This is a genomic window from Streptococcus mitis (genome assembly GCF_047464035.1).
Taxonomy (GTDB): Bacteria; Bacillota; Bacilli; order Lactobacillales; family Streptococcaceae; genus Streptococcus; species Streptococcus mitis_DX.
On sequence record NZ_JASHCQ010000001.1, the window covers coordinates 141,429 to 158,383 of the forward strand.

General features: G+C 38.3%; 18 protein-coding genes. 14 read left to right on the plus strand and 4 right to left on the minus strand.

All coding sequences use genetic code 11. The features are described 5' to 3' along the window. Window positions 1-37 precede the first annotated feature (37 nt). The 13 genes from QM818_RS00595 to QM818_RS00655 all read left to right on the plus strand — a co-directional run bounded on the left by QM818_RS00595 (window position 38) and on the right by QM818_RS00655 (window position 11,718). On the plus strand, window positions 38-514 hold the full coding sequence (locus tag QM818_RS00595; protein ID WP_000521976.1) for a PTS sugar transporter subunit IIA: 477 nt from the start codon (window positions 38-40) through the stop codon (window positions 512-514). Between the two features lie 38 nt (window positions 515-552). After that, complete coding sequence (locus QM818_RS00600) at window positions 553-858, plus strand: PTS sugar transporter subunit IIB (RefSeq protein ID WP_000590547.1); 306 nt, start codon at window positions 553-555, stop codon at window positions 856-858. Between the two features lie 52 nt (window positions 859-910). Then, window positions 911-2,386: a PTS galactitol transporter subunit IIC gene (locus QM818_RS00605; RefSeq protein WP_261080790.1), complete on the plus strand. Its 1,476-nt coding sequence runs from the start codon at window positions 911-913 to the stop codon at window positions 2,384-2,386. A 98-nt stretch (window positions 2,387-2,484) separates the two neighbouring features. After that, window positions 2,485-3,381, plus strand: coding sequence for an aldose 1-epimerase family protein (locus tag QM818_RS00610; protein WP_261032089.1), 897 nt, complete (start codon window positions 2,485-2,487; stop codon window positions 3,379-3,381). A gap of 285 nt (window positions 3,382-3,666) precedes the next feature. Then, a complete protein-coding gene (gene lacA, locus QM818_RS00615; RefSeq protein ID WP_000029277.1) occupies window positions 3,667-4,092 on the plus strand; it encodes a galactose-6-phosphate isomerase subunit LacA in 426 nt (141 codons plus the stop codon). Between the two features lie 30 nt (window positions 4,093-4,122). Then, window positions 4,123-4,638, plus strand: a complete 516-nt coding sequence (gene lacB, locus QM818_RS00620) for a galactose-6-phosphate isomerase subunit LacB (RefSeq protein ID WP_001216913.1) — start codon at window positions 4,123-4,125, stop codon at window positions 4,636-4,638. Window positions 4,639-4,648: 10 nt separating this feature from the next. Next, on the plus strand, window positions 4,649-5,578 hold the full coding sequence (locus tag QM818_RS00625) for a tagatose-6-phosphate kinase (RefSeq protein WP_261032088.1): 930 nt from the start codon (window positions 4,649-4,651) through the stop codon (window positions 5,576-5,578). Window position 5,579: 1 nt separating this feature from the next. Continuing rightward, window positions 5,580-6,560 (plus strand): tagatose-bisphosphate aldolase, encoded by a 981-nt coding sequence (gene lacD / locus QM818_RS00630; RefSeq protein WP_001229114.1) that lies wholly within the window; start codon window positions 5,580-5,582, stop codon window positions 6,558-6,560. 234 nt (window positions 6,561-6,794) lie between these two features. Beyond that, a complete protein-coding gene (locus QM818_RS00635; RefSeq protein ID WP_143952156.1) occupies window positions 6,795-7,631 on the plus strand; it encodes a PRD domain-containing protein in 837 nt (278 codons plus the stop codon). A 35-nt stretch (window positions 7,632-7,666) separates the two neighbouring features. Next, complete coding sequence (locus QM818_RS00640) at window positions 7,667-7,984, plus strand: PTS lactose/cellobiose transporter subunit IIA (RefSeq protein ID WP_001078320.1); 318 nt, start codon at window positions 7,667-7,669, stop codon at window positions 7,982-7,984. Continuing rightward, entirely contained in the window at window positions 7,984-9,675 is a 1,692-nt protein-coding gene (locus QM818_RS00645; protein WP_045611530.1) for a lactose-specific PTS transporter subunit EIIC, read from the plus strand. The genes QM818_RS00640 and QM818_RS00645 overlap by 1 nt, the downstream gene beginning before the upstream one ends. A 337-nt stretch (window positions 9,676-10,012) precedes the next feature. Then, window positions 10,013-11,419 (plus strand): 6-phospho-beta-galactosidase, encoded by a 1,407-nt coding sequence (lacG, locus tag QM818_RS00650; RefSeq protein ID WP_261032074.1) that lies wholly within the window; start codon window positions 10,013-10,015, stop codon window positions 11,417-11,419. Window positions 11,420-11,460: 41 nt separating this feature from the next. Beyond that, window positions 11,461-11,718, plus strand: coding sequence for a DUF3884 family protein (locus QM818_RS00655; RefSeq protein WP_077805063.1), 258 nt, complete (start codon window positions 11,461-11,463; stop codon window positions 11,716-11,718). Between the two features lie 104 nt (window positions 11,719-11,822). Here QM818_RS00655 and QM818_RS00660 read toward each other — a convergent pair whose 3' ends face one another. From QM818_RS00660 to nrdH, 4 genes are all read right to left on the minus strand, one after another. Further along, a complete protein-coding gene (locus QM818_RS00660) occupies window positions 11,823-12,590 on the minus strand; it encodes a DeoR/GlpR family DNA-binding transcription regulator (RefSeq protein ID WP_000917573.1) in 768 nt (255 codons plus the stop codon). 141 nt (window positions 12,591-12,731) lie between these two features. Then, window positions 12,732-13,694, minus strand: coding sequence for a class 1b ribonucleoside-diphosphate reductase subunit beta (nrdF, locus tag QM818_RS00665; RefSeq protein ID WP_261032063.1), 963 nt, complete (start codon window positions 13,692-13,694; stop codon window positions 12,732-12,734). Between the two features lie 188 nt (window positions 13,695-13,882). After that, window positions 13,883-16,042, minus strand: coding sequence for a class 1b ribonucleoside-diphosphate reductase subunit alpha (nrdE, locus tag QM818_RS00670; protein WP_414299785.1), 2,160 nt, complete (start codon window positions 16,040-16,042; stop codon window positions 13,883-13,885). 80 nt (window positions 16,043-16,122) lie between these two features. Further along, complete coding sequence (nrdH, locus tag QM818_RS00675) at window positions 16,123-16,341, minus strand: glutaredoxin-like protein NrdH (protein WP_000259240.1); 219 nt, start codon at window positions 16,339-16,341, stop codon at window positions 16,123-16,125. 350 nt (window positions 16,342-16,691) lie between these two features. Here nrdH and QM818_RS00680 point away from each other — a divergent pair, with 350 nt between their 5' ends. Then, a complete protein-coding gene (locus QM818_RS00680) occupies window positions 16,692-16,955 on the plus strand; it encodes a phosphocarrier protein HPr (RefSeq protein ID WP_000146947.1) in 264 nt (87 codons plus the stop codon).

The following is a 16,955-nucleotide window of genomic DNA, read 5'->3' on the forward strand; positions in this document are numbered from 1 at the left end:
TTATAGCATAAAGTTAATGGAAAGAAGGGAAAACCTTATGGGATTAGATCATTTCTTTGACAAAAACCTTGTGTTTTGCTTAGAAGCGGATAATCAAGAACATCTCTTTGATCAGGTAGCAACTTTATTGGAAGAACGAGAAATCGTAACTCCAACTTATCGTGAAGCCTTGATCACGCGTGAAAAGTCATTTCCAACTGGCCTAGATATGGAATTTTTGGGTAAGGATTTGCCGAATGTGGCTATTCCTCACACAGATATTGTTCATAATCTAGCCGAAAAAGTTGTGGTCGTTCGATTAGAAAAACCAGTGACTTTCCACAATATGATAGCGCCAGATAAGGAAGTAGAAGTATCCTTGCTCTTCTTTATCATTAATAACTCAAGTTCAAGTCAAACGAACATTCTTGCTCAGTTGATGGACTTCTTTACTGGAAATAGTCATCTTGAAGACCTATCAAAAATTTCTGAACCAGAAGCTCTCTATGCTTATATTGCTGAAGCAATTGCTTAATCTTGTCTATTAAAAATATTAAATCGGAGGAAATCCATATGATTAAAATTCTTGCTGCCTGCGGTGCAGGTGTTAACTCAAGCCACCAAATTAAAAGTGCTCTTGAAGAAGAACTTTCAAACCGCGGTTTTGATGTTCACTGTGATGCAGTCATGGTAAAAGACGTTAACGAAGATCTTATCAAAGGTTATGACATCTTTACACCAATTGCTGCTACAGACCTTGGTTTTGACCCAGGTATTCCAGTTATCGAAGCTGGACCAATCTTATTCCGTATCCCAGCTATGAGTGCTCCAGTATTTGACAACATTGAAGCAGCTATTAAAGAACACGGATTAAGCTAATAAATACTTTATTTAGTTAACATTCATATAACATAAAAAGGGAGGAACTGTTATGGATGCAATCTTTGGCCTAATCAAAGAATTTTTCACACCTATCTTAGATATGGGTGGACCTGTCATCATGTTAATTATTTTGACAGTATTGGCTTTACTTTTTGGAGTGAAATTCTCCAAAGCGCTTGAAGGTGGTATCAAACTTGCCATCGCTCTTACAGGTATCGGTGCCATCATCGGTATGCTAAATGGTGCTTTCTCAGCATCACTTGCAAAATTCGTTGAAAACACAGGTATCCAATTGAGTATCACTGACGTTGGTTGGGCACCACTTGCAACAATCACTTGGGGATCTGCTTGGACACTTTACTTCTTGCTTATCATGTTGATTGTTAACGTAGTAATGCTTGCTATGAAGAAAACTGATACACTTGACGTTGATATCTTCGATATCTGGCACTTGTCTATCACAGGTCTTTTGATTAAATGGTATGCAGACAACAACGGTGTGAGCCAAGGGGTTTCTCTCTTTATTGCTACAGCAGCTATCGTACTTGTTGGTGTGTTGAAAATTATCAACTCTGACTTGATGAAACCTACATTTGATGACCTTCTTAATGCACCAAGTTCATCACCAATGACATCAACTCACATGAACTACATGATGAACCCAGTTATCATGGTTTTGGATAAGATTTTTGAAAAATTCTTCCCAGGTCTTGATAAATATGACTTTGATGCTGCTAAATTGAACAAAAAAATCGGTTTCTGGGGATCTAAATTCTTTATCGGTTTCATTCTTGGTATTGTTATCGGTATTATGGGAACTCCACATCCAATTGAAGGGGTTGCAGATGCAGATAAATGGCGTCTTGTTATCAGAGGATGGTTGTCTCTTGGTTTGACTGCCGGTGTATCTTTGGAACTCTTCTCACTTATCGGTTCATGGTTCATCGCTGCCGTAGAACCACTTTCACAAGGTATTACAAACGTTGCTACTAAACGTCTTCAAGGACGTAAATTCAACATCGGTCTTGACTGGCCTTTCATCGCTGGTCGTGCTGAAATCTGGGCTTGTGCTAACGTACTTGCACCAATCATGTTGGTTGAAGCAGTGCTTCTTTCAAAAGTCGGAAATGGTATCTTGCCACTTGCAGGTATCATCGCTATGGGTGTTACTCCAGCTCTCTTGGTTGTAACACGTGGTAAATTGCTCCGTATGATTATCTTCGGAACACTCTTGTTGCCACTCTTCCTTCTTTCAGGTACACTTATCGCACCATTTGCAACAGAACTTGCTAAAGGTGTAGGTGCCTTCCCAGCAGGTGTGAGTCAAACTCAATTGATCACTCACTCAACTCTTGAAGGACCAATCGAAAAACTTCTTGGTTGGACAATTGGTAACACTACAACTGGTGATATCAAAGCAATCCTTGGTGCTGTAGTCTTCCTTGTATTCTATATCGGTATCTTCGCTTGGTACAGAAAACAAATGATCAAACGTAACGAAGAGTACGCAGCAAAAGCAAAATAATGCGCTCCTATAAAATGTAAATTGTTGAAACTAGGTTGTCATACCATTAGGAGTGACAGCCTAGTTTTTTATAAACTATCAAGAAATCGGAGAAAACAATGGTAATTGAATTAAAATCAGAGCAATTAAGAGTTGAATTTAACAGTTTTGGTGGGGCTCTTTCTTCTATAAAAGATGCCGAGGGAGTTGAGTATTTGTGGCAAGGAGATGCTACTTATTGGAGTGGACAAGCTCCTGTTCTCTTCCCCATTTGTGGTTCATTGAGAGAGGATACAGCACTTTATATAGATGATAATGGACAAGAAATCAAAGGAAAGATTCCTCGTCATGGTTTGGTTCGTAAGAAAGAATTTGAATTAGTTGAACAGACAGATAATAGTGTAACTTTTGCAATTGAAGACGATGAGAATAGCTATCAGAACTACCCTTATCATTTCCGCTTAGAAATCACTTATAGCCTTACTGGAAAGACAGTACGGACTCAATACAAAATATTTAATAAAGAAATTAGCAAGGTCATGCCTTACTTTATTGGTGGACATCCAGGATTTAATTGTCCTCTGCTTGATGATGAAGTCTATGAAGATTATTATCTAGAGTTTGAAAAAGAAGAGACTTGCTCTGTTCCACGTCCTTTCCCAGAAACAGGTATGCTTGATTTTCAAGATAGAAGTCCATGGCTAGAAGGTCAAAAAGAATTAGACCTCAGCTATGATCTTTTCAGCACTGATGCAGTCACCTTAGATGAATTGCAATCTAGAACAATTGCCCTTCGTTCTCGTAAACATGATAAGGGATTGAAAGTTCGTTTTGCAGAGTTTCCAAACCTCATTATATGGTCAACTTTGAATAAAGGACCTTTCATTGCTTTTGAACCCTGGTCTGGCTTGTCAACATCCCTTGAAGAAGGAGATCATCTAGAAGATAAGAAGAATGTTCGTCTCCTAGAACCTGGTCAAGTGGATCAAATTGGTTTTGATATCGAAATTTTTTAATTAAAAAAACACAAAAACAAACATTAATTGTTGACTTTTTTAAGAAATAGGAGTATATTATGTTTGTAAGCAACAAATGATGTTTGTCACAAACAAACAATCACTTGTTATATTCTCTTTCGTAGAGAAAGATTATTTCTAGGAAACTGATTTCCTAAACTTGAATAAGGTGTCATTCATCTCATTCAATCCAATTTGTCAATAAACTGCTAGAAAACTTTTTGTAGGTAAACTGCTAACCATAAAAGTTTTTACTAGCCTAGAAAAATAAAAGGAGTATACAATATGTCTATTGTTATCGGTGCAGATGCTGCAGGTTTGAGATTGAAAGAAGTTGTGAAAGACTTCTTGGAAAAAGAAAACTTCCACGTTGTGGATGTTACAGCTGAAGGTCAAGACTTTGTTGATGTGACTCTTGCTGTTGCTGCAGAAGTAAACAAAGAAGAACAAAACCTTGGTATCGTGATTGATGCTTATGGAGCTGGTCCATTTATGGTTGCCACTAAAATCAAAGGAATGGTTGCTGCAGAAGTATCTGACGAACGTTCAGCTTATATGACTCGTGGACACAACAACTCACGTATGATCACTATGGGTGCACAACTTGTCGGTGATGAATTGGCTAAAAACATTGCTAAAGGATTTGTTAACGGTAAATACGATGGTGGACGTCACCAAATTCGTGTCGATATGTTGAACAAAATGTGCTAATTAGATTACAGTAAGAAAGGTAAGTTAAAAATGAGAATTGCAATTGGATGTGACCACATCGTAACAGATGAAAAAATGGCGGTTTCAGAATTTTTGAAATCAAAAGGATATGAAGTCATTGACTTTGGTACATATGACCATACACGTACTCACTACCCAATCTTTGGTAAAAAAGTTGGTGAAGCTGTAACTAGCGGTCAAGCTGATCTTGGGGTATGTATCTGTGGTACTGGTGTTGGTATCAACAATGCTGTAAATAAAGTTCCTGGTGTCCGTTCTGCCTTGGTTCGTGATATGACAACAGCCCTTTATGCTAAAGAACAATTGAATGCCAACGTTATCGGATTTGGTGGTAAGATTACTGGTGAATTGCTCATGTGTGATATCATCGAAGCTTTCATCCATGCTGAATACAAACCATCTGAAGAAAACAAAAAATTGATTGCGAAAATTGAACACGTTGAAAGTCACAATGCTCAACAAACAGACGCAAACTTCTTCACTGAATTCCTTGAAAAATGGGATCGCGGAGAATACCACGACTAAGAGGTGACCTATGATTTTAACAGTCACAATGAACCCATCCATTGATATTTCCTATCCCTTGGATGAGTTAAAGATTGATACTGTCAATCGTGTGGTGGATGTAACCAAAACGGCTGGTGGTAAGGGCCTCAATGTTACCCGAGTACTTTCAGAATTTGGAGATTCTGTTCTTGCTACTGGTTTAGTGGGTGGCAAACTTGGTGAGTTTTTGGTTGAAAATATCGATGATCAAGTAAAGAAAGATTTCTTCTCAATTCAGGGAGAAACTCGTAACTGTATCGCTATTCTTCACGGAGACAACCAAACAGAAGTTCTTGAAAAAGGTCCTGAAGTATTGGAACAGGAAGGTCAAGACTTTTTGGAACATTTCAAAAGACTCTTGGAGTCAGTTGAAGTAGTAGCTATCTCAGGTAGTCTGCCAGCTGGCCTTCCAGTTGATTACTATGCGAGATTGGTAGAACTTGCTAATCAAGCTGGCAAGCCTGTTGTCTTGGACTGCTCTGGTGCAGCACTTCAGGCGGTTCTTGAATCACCACATAAACCAACAGTCATCAAACCAAATAATGAGGAATTGTCCCAGCTTCTAGGAAGAGAAGTTTCTGAGGATTTGGATGAATTAAAAGAAGTTCTTCAAGAACCTTTATTTGCAGGTATTGAATGGATTATCGTTTCACTTGGTGCCAACGGTGCCTTTGCCAAACATGGTGACACTTTCTACAAGGTAGATATTCCTAGAATTCAGGTAGTCAACCCTGTTGGATCTGGAGATTCTACAGTTGCTGGAATTTCTTCAGGTTTACTTCATAAAGAATCGGATGCAGAACTACTCATCAAGGCAAATGTCCTTGGTATGCTCAATGCTCAAGAAAAAATGACTGGTCATGTCAACATGGCCAACTATCAAGCTCTATATGATCAATTAATAGTAAAAGAGGTATAAAATGGCTTTAACAGAACAAAAACGTGCACGCTTAGAAAAACTTTCTGATGAAAATGGTATCATCTCAGCTCTTGCATTTGACCAACGTGGTGCTTTGAAACGCCTCATGGCTCAACACCAAACAGAAGAACCAACAGTGGCTCAAATGGAAGAACTGAAAGTCTTGGTAGCAGATGAATTGACTAAATACGCTTCATCAATGCTTCTTGACCCTGAATATGGACTTCCAGCGACTAAAGCTCTTGATGAAAAAGCTGGTCTTCTCCTTGCTTATGAAAAAACAGGTTATGACACAACAAGCACAAAACGCTTGCCAGACTGCTTGGATGTTTGGTCTGCAAAACGTATTAAAGAAGAAGGTGCAGATGCAGTTAAATTCTTGCTTTACTATGACGTAGATAGCTCAGACGAACTCAACCAAGAAAAACAGGCTTACATCGAACGTATCGGTTCTGAATGTGTGGCTGAAGATATCCCATTCTTCCTTGAAATCCTTGCTTACGATGAAAAAATTGCTGACGCAGGTTCTGTAGAATACGCTAAAGTAAAACCACACAAAGTTATCGGCGCTATGAAAGTCTTCTCAGACCCACGCTTTAACATTGATGTCTTGAAAGTAGAAGTTCCTGTTAACATTAAATATGTTGAAGGCTTCGCTGAAGGTGAAGTAGTTTATACACGTGAAGAAGCAGCAGCCTTCTTCAAAGCTCAAGATGAAGCAACTAACTTGCCTTACATCTACTTGAGTGCTGGTGTATCAGCTAAACTTTTCCAAGATACTCTTGTATTTGCTCATGAATCAGGTGCAAACTTTAACGGAGTTCTTTGTGGCCGTGCTACATGGGCTGGATCAGTTGAAGCATACATCAAAGATGGTGAAGCAGCAGCTCGCGAATGGCTTCGCACAACTGGTTTTGAAAACATTGACGAACTCAACAAAGTTCTTCAAACAACAGCGACTTCATGGAAAGAACGCGTGTAAGCAAGTCCTCCTAGGTTAGGAACATGAATCTAAAAAAATTTTAAAAAAAGTTTTATGTAAAGGTTTACAAAACAACTTACTTGTGCTATACTTAAATCACAAGTTAATACAAGGTGAGTGTTACTAAGTAATATTAGGCATGATCACAGGTGAATTAGAAATCGGCTGATTTTCTAGTTCATTTGTGGTCATTTTTTGTACTCATATACCTTTAAGATATAAAAGGAGGATGACATGTATCGAATTCTAAATCCAATGAATCACAATGTCTCGCTTGTCAGAAATGATAAAGGAGAAGAAGTGATTGTGATTGGTAAGGGGATTACATTTGGAAAGAAGAAAGGGGATTTGATTGCTGAACATCAGGTTGAGAAAATCTTTCGGATGAAGACCGAAGAGTCCAGGGAAAACTTTATGGCTCTCCTCAAAGATGTTCCGCTTGATTTTATCACAGTGACTTATGAAATCATTGATAAGCTATCAAAGAAATATCATTATCCGATTCAAGAGTATCTCTACGTAACATTGACAGATCATATTTACTGTTCTTACCAAGCTCTAGCACAAGGAAGGTACAAGGATAGTAATCTGCCAGATATTTCCACTAAGTATCCTGTCGCTTTTCAAATCGCAAATGAAGCATTTGAAATTTACCGTCAGAAGCTAGCAGATCATTTTCCTGAGGACGAAATTATTCGGATTGCTTATCATTTCATTAATGCCGAAGGTGAAAATGAAGTGGAACTTGTGGAGTCGATTGATAAGAGGAAAGAAATTCTCAGGAATGTTGAAGAAGTTTTAACGGACTATGCAATTCAACGAACTAAAGAGAATAACCATTTCTATGATCGTTTTATGATTCATTTGAATTATTTCTTGGATTATTTAGACAGATCTAGAGATGATAACCAATCACTTCTGGATATGGAAGATCATATTAAACAATCCTATCCAAAAGCGTTCGAGATTGGTTCCAAGATCTATGATGTGATTACGCAACATACGGGTCTTGATTTGTATAAAAGTGAACGAGTTTATCTAGTTCTACATATCCAACGTTTATTGTCATAAAAATTTATTTAAAACTATATAAGGAGAATTCTATCATGAATAGAGAAGAAGTAACATTGTTAGGTTTTGAAATCGTAGCCTATGCTGGCGATGCTCGTTCAAAACTATTGGAAGCTTTAAAGGCTGCTGAAGCTGGTGATTTTGCGAAAGCAGATAGCTTAGTTGAGGAAGCTGGTTCTTGTATTGCAGAGGCTCACCACGCGCAAACAAGTCTATTGGCTAAGGAAGCTTCTGGTGAGGACTTAGCCTATAGTGTAACCATGATGCATGGCCAAGACCACTTGATGACAACTATCTTATTAAAAGATTTGATGCACCATTTAATTGAACTGTACAAGAGAGGAGTTAAATAATGAATAAACTAATTGCATTTATTGAGAAAGGAAAACCTTTCTTTGAGAAACTATCTCGTAATATCTACCTTCGTGCCATTCGTGATGGTTTCATTGCAGGTATGCCTGTTATTCTCTTCTCAAGTATTTTTATCTTGATTGCCTTTGTACCAAACTCATGGGGCTTTAAATGGTCTGATGAAGTTGTAGCCTTTCTGATGAAACCTTATAGCTATTCTATGGGTATTCTGGCTCTCTTGGTAGCTGGTACAACAGCTAAGTCATTGACTGACTCAGTAAACCGTAGCATGGAGAAAACCAATCAAATCAACTATATGTCAACACTGTTAGCAGCGATTGTTGGTTTGTTGATGTTAGCAGCTGATCCTATCGAAAATGGTCTAGCTACTGGATTCTTGGGAACAAAAGGCTTGCTTTCAGCCTTCCTTGCTGCCTTTGTTACTGTAGCCATCTATAAGGTTTGTGTTAAGAACAACGTCACTATTCGTATGCCTGACGAAGTTCCACCAAATATCTCACAAGTCTTTAAAGATGTGATTCCATTCACTCTCTCAGTTGTTTCACTTTATGCTCTTGATTTACTAGCTCGTCATTTTGTTGGTGCAAGCGTAGCAGAATCAATCGGTAAATTCTTTGCACCATTATTCTCTGCTGCTGATGGTTATCTAGGTATTACGATTATCTTTGGTGCATTTGCATTCTTCTGGTTTGTTGGTATCCATGGTCCATCTATTGTTGAACCTGCTATCGCAGCAATTACCTATGCCAATGCCGAAGTCAACTTGAACCTTCTCCAACAAGGTATGCACGCTGACAAGATTCTTACTTCTGGTACACAAATGTTTATCGTTACCATGGGTGGTACTGGTGCGACACTGGTTGTTCCATTCATGTTCATGTGGTTAACAAAATCAAAACGTAACCGTGCAATCGGTCGTGCTTCAGTAGTCCCAACATTCTTTGGTGTAAATGAACCAATCTTGTTTGGTGCACCACTTGTATTAAACCCAATCTTCTTCATTCCATTTATCTTTGCTCCAATCGCAAACGTTTGGATCTTTAAATTCTTCATTGAAACTCTTGGAATGAATTCATTTACTGCTAATCTACCATGGACAACTCCAGCTCCACTAGGTCTAGTTCTTGGTACGAACTTCCAAGTTCTATCATTCATTCTTGCTGCCCTTCTAATCGTGGTTGACGTAGTTATTTACTATCCATTCCTTAAAGTCTATGATGAACAAATTCTTGAAGAAGAGCGTTCAGGTAAATCTAATGATGAATTGAAAGACAAAGTTGCTGCAAACTTCAACACTGCAAAAGCAGATGCTATTCTTGAAAAAGCGGGTGTCGATGCAGCTCAAAATACAATCACTGAAGAAACAAATGTCCTCGTTCTCTGTGCAGGTGGAGGGACAAGTGGACTTCTTGCTAATGCTTTGAATAAGGCAGCTGCAGAATACAATGTCCCTGTGAAAGCAGCAGCAGGTGGCTATGGTGCTCACCGTGAAATGTTACCAGAGTTTGATCTAGTTATCCTTGCCCCTCAAGTTGCTTCAAACTTTGAAGACATGAAAGCAGAAACAGATAAGCTCGGTATTAAACTTGCCAAGACAGAAGGCGCTCAATACATCAAATTAACTCGTGATGGAAAAGGTGCTCTAGCATTTGTACAAGCGCAATTCGATTAACGATAGGGACTCTGAAATAGTCTCCTATCGTTACAGAAATCACTATGGCGAATTTCCTAATCGCCTTATTAATTCGTCGGTAAAAAGATATCGTTTTTACCTCCTCATGTCACAATTCGATTAATAATAGGGACTCTGAAATAGTCTCCTATCGTTACGGAAATCGCTATAGCGAATTTCCTAATCGCCTTGTTAATTCGTCGGTAAAAAGATATCGTTTTTACCTCCTCATGTCACAATTCGGTGACTTGGTACAAGAAGTGAGATGGAGAAGGATGGCTCACTGACTCCTCTCCTCTCACTTTTACTTTATTTAAATCAAGAAATAGGTGAAAAAATGACAAAAACATTACCAAAAGACTTTATTTTTGGTGGCGCAACAGCTGCCTATCAAGCAGAAGGTGCTACACATACTGATGGTAAAGGACCAGTAGCGTGGGATAAGTATCTTGAAGATAACTACTGGTATACTGCAGAACCAGCTAGTGATTTTTACAATCGATACCCAGTTGACCTCAAGTTGGCAGAAGAGTATGGTGTCAATGGTATTCGAATTTCTATTGCCTGGTCACGTATTTTCCCGACTGGTTACGGCCAAGTAAATGCTAAAGGTGTTGAGTTTTATCATAATCTATTTGCGGAGTGCCACAAACGTCATGTTGAGCCTTTTGTAACTCTTCATCACTTTGACACGCCTGAATCTCTACATTCAAATGGAGACTTCTTAAACCGTGAAAATATCGAACACTTTGTAGACTACGCTGCCTTCTGTTTTGAAGAATTCCCAGAAGTAAACTATTGGACAACCTTTAATGAAATTGGGCCAATCGGTGATGGTCAATACTTGGTTGGTAAATTCCCTCCAGGTATTCAGTACGACCTTGCCAAAGTTTTCCAATCGCACCACAATATGATGGTTTCTCATGCGCGTGCAGTCAAGCTATATAAAGATAAAGGTTATAAAGGTGAAATTGGTGTTGTTCATGCCCTGCCAACCAAGTATCCTTTAGATCCTAAAAATCCAGCAGATGTTCGTGCAGCTGAGTTGGAAGATATTATTCACAATAAATTTATCTTGGATGCAACTTATCTAGGTCACTACTCTGAAAAGACTCTGGCAGGGGTAGAGGCTATCTTGGCTGCCAATGGTGGTAGCTTAGATCTTCGTGAAGAAGATTTCGAAGTATTAGAAGTCGCAAAAGACTTGAATGACTTCCTTGGAATCAATTACTATATGAGTGACTGGATGGAAGCCTTTGATGGAGAAACTGAAATTATCCATAATGGTAAGGGTGAGAAAGGAAGCTCTAAATACCAAATAAAAGGTGTTGGTCGTCGTGTAGCTCCGGATTATGTGCCACGTACAGACTGGGATTGGATTATCTATCCTCAAGGTTTGTATGATCAAATCATGCGAGTGAAGAAAGATTATCCTAACTACAAGAAGATTTACATCACTGAAAATGGTCTCGGGTATAAAGATGAGTTCGTTGATAACACTGTTTATGATGATGGCCGTATTGATTATGTCAAACAACACTTAGAGGTATTATCTGATGCGATTGCAGATGGTGCAAACGTCAAAGGATACTTCATTTGGTCATTGATGGACGTCTTCTCATGGTCAAATGGTTATGAAAAACGTTACGGTCTCTTCTATGTAGACTTTGAAACGCAAGAACGTTATCCTAAGAAATCAGCTCATTGGTACAAGAAAGTAGCGGAAACTCAGATTATAGACTAGTAGAATTAGTAATTAGATATAGAATTTTAGTGAGGTAAAAGATGTTCAAAGATTTTATCCAATCAATTTATGAAAAAGTTTATATTATCAATTTTGATAAATGTTCTCAAATACCTTGTTTGACTAATGAGGAGCTGAAAAAACTTGGGAAATGGTATGTCTCTACCGGTAAAGAATGGATTTGTCATTCGGATTATGAGCTGGAAGAATTTAAAAATATCTTTTTAAATTTTATCAATCCTGAAGAATGGGATAATATCTCCTTTGATTCAGATTTTATGCCGTTTCAACAATCATAAAGAATCTAGGAAACTCTTTGTAAAAATCTTCATCAAAAAATGCGTCATATCAAGATTCTTATTTTTTTGATATGACGCATTTTATATTTTATCAATCCTCAGTTTTATGGTTTAGAAAGAATAATTTTTGTTTGTTTTGAAAGTTGTTCGAAGGTTTCTTTGCTCAGTTTAGAGTCTGAAACGATGGTATCAATATCAGAGATATTGTAGAAGGTATAAAAATCAAATTTATTGAACTTACTATTGTCAGCTAGTAAGTATTTTTTATTGGAATTATTGAGGGCGATGCGTTGGGATTCACCTTCCTCTTCACTAAAGGTCGCAATCGCATTGTCTTTAATACCATTACAGCTAACGAAGGCTTTAGAAAATTGGAGATTGGCTAGGTTTTGCAAGGTTAGTGTTCCCACAAAGGCTCCAGTGATAGAGCGGTAGTTTCCACCGATTAAAATCAAATCTGTTAGTTTTCGTTCGTTTAGGATGAGAAAGACTGGTAAACTGTTTGTTACAACACGAATATTATCAATTGGAAGTTCACGTGCAAAAGATTCCAAGGTGGTACCAGGGCCGATAAAAATAGTTTCACCCTCATCAATTAAATGGCCTGCAAAACGGCTGATTTCTTGTTTTTCTGCAATTTGTAAGCTTTGTTTCTCAATATTGGAACGTTCATTATTTAAAATAGAACCTGTACGAATTTTTTCAGCTCCACCGTGCACCCGAACAAGTAAATCCTTGTCTGCCAACTCTTGCAAGTAGCGTCTAGCAGTCATATCTGATACATCTAAGCGAGTCATAATTTCTTTTACAGTAATAGTTCCTTTTGTATTTACCGTTTCTAGAATATTATCTAGTTTTTCCTGCTTTAACATCGTTATCACCTCTATTTCTATTACTATTTTATCATAAAGTATTCAATCAATCAATTTAAAAAACAAAAGAAAACAAAAACAAAAATATCATGGTTGTTTTAAACAAACCATGATATTGATATCACTTCTGAAATTGTTGACTTAGTCCAAACCGTAGTCGTAGTCATCGTCTTGCATAGCTTCAACTTCGCCAAGAAGGTAACCATTTCCGACTTGAGAGAAGAAGTCGTGGTTGGAAGTTCCTGTTGAAATACCGTTCATAACGATTGGGTTGACATCATCTGCTGAGTCTGGGAAGAGTGGATCTTGCCCCAGGTTCATAAGTGCCTTGTTAGCATTGTAGCGAAGGAAGGTTTTGACTTCTTCCGTCCAACCAACACCGTCATAGAGGCTTTCTGTGTAGCCTTCTTCATTTTCATAAAGAGTATAGAGCAGGTCGTACATCCAATCTTTTAGCTTTTCTTGCTCTTCTTCAGGCAATTCATTGAAACCGAGTTGGAATTTGTAACCAATGTAAGTTCCGTGAACAGACTCATCACGAATAATTAATTTAATGATTTCCGCAACGTTGGCTAGTTTGTTGTTACCAAGATAGTAGAGGGGAGTGAAGAAACCAGAGTAGAAGAGGAAGGTTTCGAGGAAGACGCTGGCAACTTTCTTTTCAAGTGGGCTACCGTTTAGGTAGATTTCGTTGACAATCTCAGCCTTCTTTTGTAGGTAAGGATTGGTATTGGTCCATTCGAAAATTTCTTCAATCTCAGCCTTTGTATTCAAGGTAGAGAAGATTGATGAGTAAGATTTAGCGTGGACAGACTCCATAAATTGGATGTTATTGAAAACAGCTTCCTCATGAGGTGTACGGATGTCTGCGCGAAGGGCTTGAACCCCAGTTTCAGATTGCATAGTATCGAGAAGGGTTAAACCACCAAAGACTTTTCCAACCAAGTCTTTTTCTATATTTGATAGCTTTCTCCAGTCATCCAAGTCATTTGACAAAGGAATACGTGTATCAAGCCAGAATTGCTCCGTCAGTTTTTCCCAAGTTGATTTGTCGATGACATCTTCGATGGCATTCCAGTTAATGGCTTTGTAGTAAGTTTCCATTTTGAAATCTCTTTCTGTGTTTAGTATTGCGAACTCACAACTACTTCTATTTTATCATAATTCTAGAGGAGTATCGCACAAAAAGTCGGAAGCCCGACTTTTTGTTATTTCATAGTATAGATGCTTATTCTAGTTTAGCAGGGTGAATGAATACTTATCTGAGAAAAAGTAGTTTCCTCAAGCAAAGATTAAATCACACAGCTTTCACATTGGTTGGCACCGACTTCTCCACCATCATCTGTAAAGGTACGGACGTAGTAGATAGACTTGATACCCTTGTTAAAGGCATAGTTACGAAGGATTGACAAGTCACGTGTCGTTTGTTTGTTTTCTTTCTTCCATTCGTAAAGTCCTTTTGGAATGTCACTACGCATGAAGAGGGTGAGTGAAAGTCCTTGGTCCACGTGCTCAGTTGCAGCAGCATAGACATCAATCACTTTACGCATATCCATGTCGTAAGCAGAAGTGTAGTAAGGAATGGTTTCTGTTGACAAGCCAGCAGCAGGATAGTAGATTTTACCGATTTTCTTTTCTTGACGCTCTTCGATACGTTGTGTAATCGGGTGGATAGAAGCAGAAACGTCGTTGATATAGCTGATAGAACCATTTGGAGCAACAGCTAGACGGTTTTGGTGGTAAAGTCCATCTGCTTGAACCTTGTCGCGAAGTTCAGCCCAGTCAGCAGCACTTGGGATAAAGACATCTTTAAAGAGTTCTTTAACACGGTCTGATTTTGGAACAAATTCGCCTGTCACATACTTGTCGAAGTAGCTTCCCTTAGCATAGTCTGATTTTTCAAAGTTATGGAAGGTAATACCACGTTCACGCGCGATATTGTTTGATTCAACCAATGTCCAGTAGTTCATAAGCATAAAGTAGATGCTTGTAAATTCAACAGACTCAGGCGATCCATATTCAATCAATTGTTGGGCAAGGTAGCTGTGAAGTCCCATGGCACCGAGACCAAAGGTATGGGCTTGGCTATTTCCATGGTCGATAGTAGGAACAGCTACGATGTGCGAACTATCTGTAACGAAAGTAAGGGCACGAACCATAGCACGGATAGAACGACCAAAGTCAGGTGAAGTCATCATGTTGACTACGTTGGTTGAACCAAGGTTACATGAAACGTCCGTTCCCATTTGAAGGAATTCTTGAGCATCGTTGATCAAGCTTGGTTCTTGGACTTGAAGAATCTCAGAACACAAGTTACTCATGATAATCTTACCATCAACAGGATTTGCACGGTTAGCCGTATCAATGTTGACTACATAAGGGTAGCCAGATTCTTGTTGCAATTTAGAAATTTCAGTTTCCAAATCACGCGCCTTGATTTTTGTCTTGCGGATGTTTGGATTTGCGACTAGTTCATCGTATTTTTCAGTGATGTCGATGTAGTTAAATGGCACACCGTATTCAAGCTCTACTGAGTATGGGCTGAAGAGGTACATTTCTTCATTTTTACGTGCTAATTCGTAGAATTTATCGGGCACCACAACACCAAGTGAAAGGGTCTTGACACGAACTTTCTCATCAGCATTTTCTTTCTTAGTTGAAAGGAAGGCGATGATATCTGGGTGAAAGACGTTGAGGTAGACAACCCCAGCACCTTGACGTTGCCCCAATTGGTTTGAGTAAGAGAAGCTATCTTCGAAAAGTTTCATAACTGGAACGACCCCAGAAGCTGCTCCTTCATAGCCTTTGATAGGTGCACCAGCTTCACGAAGGTTGCTGAGGGAAATTCCCACACCACCACCGATACGTGAAAGTTGAAGAGCAGAGTTGATAGAACGTCCGATAGAGTTCATATCATCAGTTACTTGGATTAGGAAGCAAGATACCAACTCTCCACGACGAGCACGTCCAGCATTCAAGAAGGAAGGAGTAGCAGGTTGGTAGCGTTGGTGGATGATTTCATTGGCAATATCGATTGCAATAGCTTCGTTGCCATCAGCGAAATAAAGGGCGTTAAAGAAGACGCGGTCTTCCATACTTTCAAGATAATATTCACCGTCGTTAGTCTTTAAGGCATATTGATTGTAAAATTTATAAGCTGCCATGAAAGACTTGAATTGGAAGTTTTGTTCTTTGATAAATTGATGCAATTCTTCCAAAAATTCTGGACGGTATTTTTTGATAAAGGCTGTTTCGATGTAGTTGTGTTCAATGAGGTAATTGATTTTATCTTTGATTGAATCAAAAACCATAGTATTTGGAACTACATTTTCTTTAAAGAAGGCATTCAAGGCTTCCTTATCTTTATGAAGCATGATTTGTCCATTGATAGGACGATTGATTTCGTTATTGAGACGGAAATAAGTCACGTCCTCAAGATGTTTTAATCCCATAAAATTTCCCTTATCTAATTACAAAAGAAAGGCTTCTAAGTTAGCCCTAGAAGCAGTTTCTTCTGGATGATGTATTAAGATTATGCTAATTGTTTCAGTTTTCCTGGTTGGAAACCTGAAAAGACTTCTGTTGGTGTTTGGATAACAGGAGCTGCGCTGAAACCGAGCTCTTTAACTTGATCGATGTACTCAGGTTGCTCATCAAGATTGATTTCACGATAAGCGACATTATTACTGTCCAAGAAACGTTTGGTCATTTTACATTGGACACAGTTGTTTTTAGAATAAACGGTTACCATTGTGTAACTCCTCTTTCAAAATAGATTACTTTCTTAGTATATCAGAAAATAAATTTTTGTCAATGATTTAAAACTAAATATAGTGGTCTATTTTTCTATCAAACACACATAGACACAATATATAGTGTTTGGTTTGTGAAATAGCAAAGAATATCCTACAAGTAGTTTTTTGGAAAACTATATCCTGTGTTTTGTCAATAAATATAGAAGATTTTCAGCAAGTTATCTGAAAGGAAATCGAATAAATCCCATAAAATGCTTGAAAAAAATCCGAGAAGATGATATAATACCAAATTGTAAGGGTTATCACATATAACTCAAAAAAGAAAGAACAAAAGGAGAGTCAAACTATGGCTTCTAAAGATTTCCACGTAGTGGCAGAAACAGGTATTCACGCACGTCCAGCAACATTGTTGGTACAAACTGCTAGCAAATTTGCTTCAGATATCACTCTTGAGTACAAAGGTAAATCAGTTAACCTTAAATCAATCATGGGTGTTATGAGTCTTGGTGTTGGCCAAGGTGCTGATGTAACTATCTCAGCTGAAGGTGCAGATGCAGATGACGCTATCGCTGCAATCTCAGAAACAATGGAAAAAGAAGGATTGGCATAA